The sequence below is a fragment of the Leucobacter sp. M11 genome (assembly GCF_035726885.1).
Lineage (GTDB): Bacteria > Actinomycetota > Actinomycetes > Actinomycetales > Microbacteriaceae > JAPFRB01.
Map to the genome: position 1 here is coordinate 333,243 of NZ_JAPFRB010000003.1, position 3,729 is coordinate 336,971.

General features: G+C 70.9%; 4 protein-coding genes. 3 read left to right on the plus strand and 1 reads right to left on the minus strand.

Going from position 1 to position 3,729, the window contains the following annotated elements; translation table 11 throughout:
* The 3 genes from OOT08_RS09895 to OOT08_RS09905 all read left to right on the plus strand — a co-directional run.
* The coding region (locus tag OOT08_RS09895) for an amidohydrolase (RefSeq protein ID WP_325092483.1) at positions 1 to 772 on the plus strand (772 nt) is incomplete at its 5' end.
* 76 nt (positions 773 to 848) lie between these two features.
* Complete coding sequence (locus OOT08_RS09900) at positions 849 to 2,114, plus strand: M20 family metallo-hydrolase (RefSeq protein ID WP_325092484.1); 1,266 nt, start codon at positions 849 to 851, stop codon at positions 2,112 to 2,114.
* A 97-nt stretch (positions 2,115 to 2,211) separates the two neighbouring features.
* Entirely contained in the window at positions 2,212 to 2,727 is a 516-nt protein-coding gene (locus OOT08_RS09905) for a hypothetical protein (RefSeq protein WP_325092485.1), read from the plus strand.
* Here the strand turns inward: OOT08_RS09905 and OOT08_RS09910 are convergent.
* Positions 2,671 to 3,729 (minus strand): ABC transporter substrate-binding protein (locus OOT08_RS09910; RefSeq protein ID WP_325092486.1); only part of this gene is annotated, 1,059 nt, incomplete at its 5' end. The two genes, OOT08_RS09905 and OOT08_RS09910, sit on opposite strands and share 57 nt — an antisense overlap.

The following is a 3,729-nucleotide window of genomic DNA, read 5'->3' on the forward strand; positions in this document are numbered from 1 at the left end:
GGACGACCTCGTCCGCTTCGGACACGTCAAGGTGTTCCTGGACGGCTCGTTGCTCGGCGCGACCGCCGCGGTCACCGAGGACTACTGCGGACACCAGCACAACACCGGGTACCTGTTGGACGAGCCCGGCGCGTATCGGGAGCGCACCCTCGCCGCGTACCGCGCGGGCTGGCCGCTGGCGCTGCACGCGATCGGGGACGCGGCGATCGACCTCGCCCTGGATCTCATCGAGGAGGCGCAGCGCGAGTACGGCCCCTCGGTCGCGCCCTGCCGCATCGAACACTTCGGCATCTCGCGGCCGGACCAGGTGGAGCGCGCCGGGAGGCTCGGCCTCGCGGTGACCCCGCAGGCCGGGTTTATCGGGCCGTTGGGGGACCAGATGGCCGCCCTGGTTGGCCGGGATCGGGAGGGTTTTCTCTACCGCGGCAGCTCCGTCATCGACGCGGGCATCATCCTCGCGGGCTCGTCCGATCTGCCCGTCGCCGACAACAACCTACGCCGCGGCATGCAGGCCGCGATCGACCGGCGCACCGACAGCGGGCGGGTCCTCGCGGCCGCCGAGGCCATCACCCCGGAGGAGGCCCTGCGCACGCACACCGAGTGGGCGGCCACCGCGACGGGGCTGATCGGCGACCGGGGCACGCTGAGCCGCGGCAAGCTCGCCGACCTGACGGTGTTCTCCGCGTCGCCGCTCACGGCGGCGCACCTCCCCGACCTCGAGATCGTCGCCACCCTCGTGGGCGGCGAGTTCAGCCACGACGCTCGCGCGTGACCCGGACGGCCCCGACGCAGCCAGCCCACCTCTTCCTCGCTTCACCCGGTCTCTGACCACCTCGAAAGGACGCACCATGAACACGAACGACACCGACTTCCTGGCGGACTGGGCCGTGAGCTCCGGCTTCGGCGCGGTCGAGGGCACCGGGGGCGTCGAGCGGCAGGCGGCCAGCGAGGCGGACGGGCAACACCGCAGGTGGTTCGCCGAGCTGCTGGAGGCGCACGGCTTCTCCGTGCGCCGTGATGCGATCGGGAACCAGTTCGGCCTCCTGGAGCTGGTGCCGGGCGCTCCCTATGTGCTGACCGGCTCGCACATGGACTCCCAGCCCACCGCGGGCCGCTTCGACGGGGCGTACGGGGTGATGGCCTCGGCGCACGCCTGCTTCCGGATCGCCGAGGAGCTGCGGGCGAGCCCCGAGCGGGCGCGCTTCAACCTGGCCGTGGTCAACTGGTTCAACGAGGAGGGCTCCCGCTTCAAGCCCTCCATGATGGGCAGCTCCGTGTTCACGGGGAAGCTGGCGCTGGAGGAGGCGCTCGCGACGACCGACCCCGCCGGGGTCACCGTGCAGCATGCCCTGGACGCGCTGGGCGAGCGCGGGGAGCTCAGCGAGCTCCCGGTGGCCTCCTACGCCGAGATCCACGTCCAGCAGGGGCGGAGCATGGAGGAGGACGGGGTCACGATCGGCCTCGTGAATGCCACCTGGGCCGCGCACAAGTTCGAGTTCCGCGTGACGGGGGAGCAGGCACACAGCGGTTCGACCCTGATGAACGAGCGCCGGGACGCGCTTCTCGGGGCCTCCCGCCTGATTGTCGCGGCGCGGGAGCTCGTCGACGCCTTCGACGAGGGTGCCCTGCACACCGCCTGCGGCGAGATCAGCGTCTACCCGAACTCCCCGGTGGTCGTGGCGAGCGAGGTCCGGCTGCTCATCGACCTGCGCTCCCCGAGCGAGGCGGTCATCCGGGACGCCTACGAGCGGATGATGGCCGTCGTCGAGCGGGTCAGCCGCGAGGACCGGGTCGCGATCGAGATCGTCGCCGAGCACGCCTGGGACCAGAACCCCTACCCCGAGGCCGGGGTGGAGCTCGCCCGCGAGGTCGCCGAGCAGCTGGGCCTGAGCCACGGCCGCGTGATGACCGTCGCCGGCCACGACTCGACGAACATGAAGGACTCGGTGCCGACCATCATGCTCTTCGTGCCGAGCGTGAACGGGGTTTCGCACAACCTGCACGAGTTCACGAAGGACGAGGACCTGCTTTCCGGGCTTGACCACCTGACCGGCGTGATCGGCCGACTCGCCGCGGGCGAGTTGGTCGCGCCCGCCCCGACGCCCATCGCCTAGGGCCGCGGGGGGTCCCGTGTCACGCGGGGCCCCTCATCCGGGGGATACTGGTAGGTGGCGGAGCGACCTCCGTCGAGTGGTGAGAGTGGAGGCCCAAATGACGGAGCACGCGGCGGAGACCGGGGCTGGCATGAGACGATACGGTTCGCTGGAGGAGACCTTCACCGAGCGACGCGTCCCGATTGAGAATCGCGCGTTCCTGAAGAGCCTGATGTTCCGCGTGAAGATCAAGGGCCTGTTCCGCGGCGACGATTGGGTGCTCGTGGTGCGCGAGGACGGCGGCCCGAACATCCAGATCCACCCCGGGTACACCGACGGCTTCGCGACGGAGCAGGAGATCATCGACTCGGTCGGCGAGGCCATCCGTCGCCCCAGCGTCCGCCCCGGCGGCGGCTGGGCCGTCGATCACCCGGTCCGGGTTGCCTCCAAGGAGATCGCCCCCGGCCGCCCCGCGGCGAAGAAACGCGCGAGCGCCCCGAAGAAGGCCGCCGCGCCCGCGACCCCGCGGACCCCGCCGCAGCCCGAGCGCCAGCACGAGGTCTGCATGAACTGCTTCCTACTCATCTCGCTCTCGGGCGTCTGCGGAAACTGCGGCGAGGCCGTCACGGGCTAGCGCTCCGGCGCCGCAGGCGGACCGGGGGCACTCGCGGGCGAGCGCGTCCGCGAGCTCGGGGACGAAGACGTCGAGGACCCACGGCACGCTCAGCACGGAGGGAGCGGCAACCGCCATCGAGACGTCTCGATCGGTGAGCCAGACCGCGCGGCCCTCGCTGATGGGCTGCCAGCTCCGGAAGAGACTCTGTTGCATCGCGAGGTCGATCTCGTCTGGGCTGTTGACGAGCCCGAGGAAGACATCCGCCTGCACCTCGCTCAAGAGTTCCTGGCTCACCCCAAAGTAGAGCTCGTCGCGGAACGGCTCCGCGAGGGTGACGAGGTCCGGGGAGAGCGTGAGACCGAGGTCCTCAATGATCCCGATCAGCGAGGTCTGCGGGGTGTAGAAACCCACGTCGGCGGAGCCCTCGCTCAGCGCGGTTGAATAGACGAAGGTGGCGTCGAGGAACTCGGGGTGTTCGGCCCCGTGCGCCGCGATGTCGGCGTTGGTGTCCGCGATGAGTTGCTCGGCGAGCGCGGGCCGACCGAGGGCCTCGCCGACGATCCGGGTGTGCTCCTGCCAGCCCAGGGACCACGGCTCGTCGGGGTACGCCAGGGTGGGTGCGATCTCCTGGAGCCGTTGGTGCTGGGTCTGGGTCAGGCCCGAAAAGGGTGCGATGATCGCGTCGGGTTCGAGCGCCAAAATCTGCTCAAAATCGATCTCTCCGCCCGGGAGGTCGGTCAGCGTGACCGGGTGCGGCACGCCCGTTGCCGCGACCCGCTCCCGGAACCAGGGCACGAGTCCGTCCTCGTCACCGGCCCAGCTCTCGGGCACGGCGATGGGGATGACGCCGAGCGCGGCCGCGATGTCATCGCTGGCCCAGCCGATTGTCACGATGCGTTCCGGGGCCGTTGCGAGCTCGAAGGTGCCGTGAGCGTGCGACACCGTCACGGGGAACGCGCCGGGCTCCGCCTCGGTGACGACCCGATCGTCCGCGGGGGTGGCAGGGTCCGCCCCGGGAGC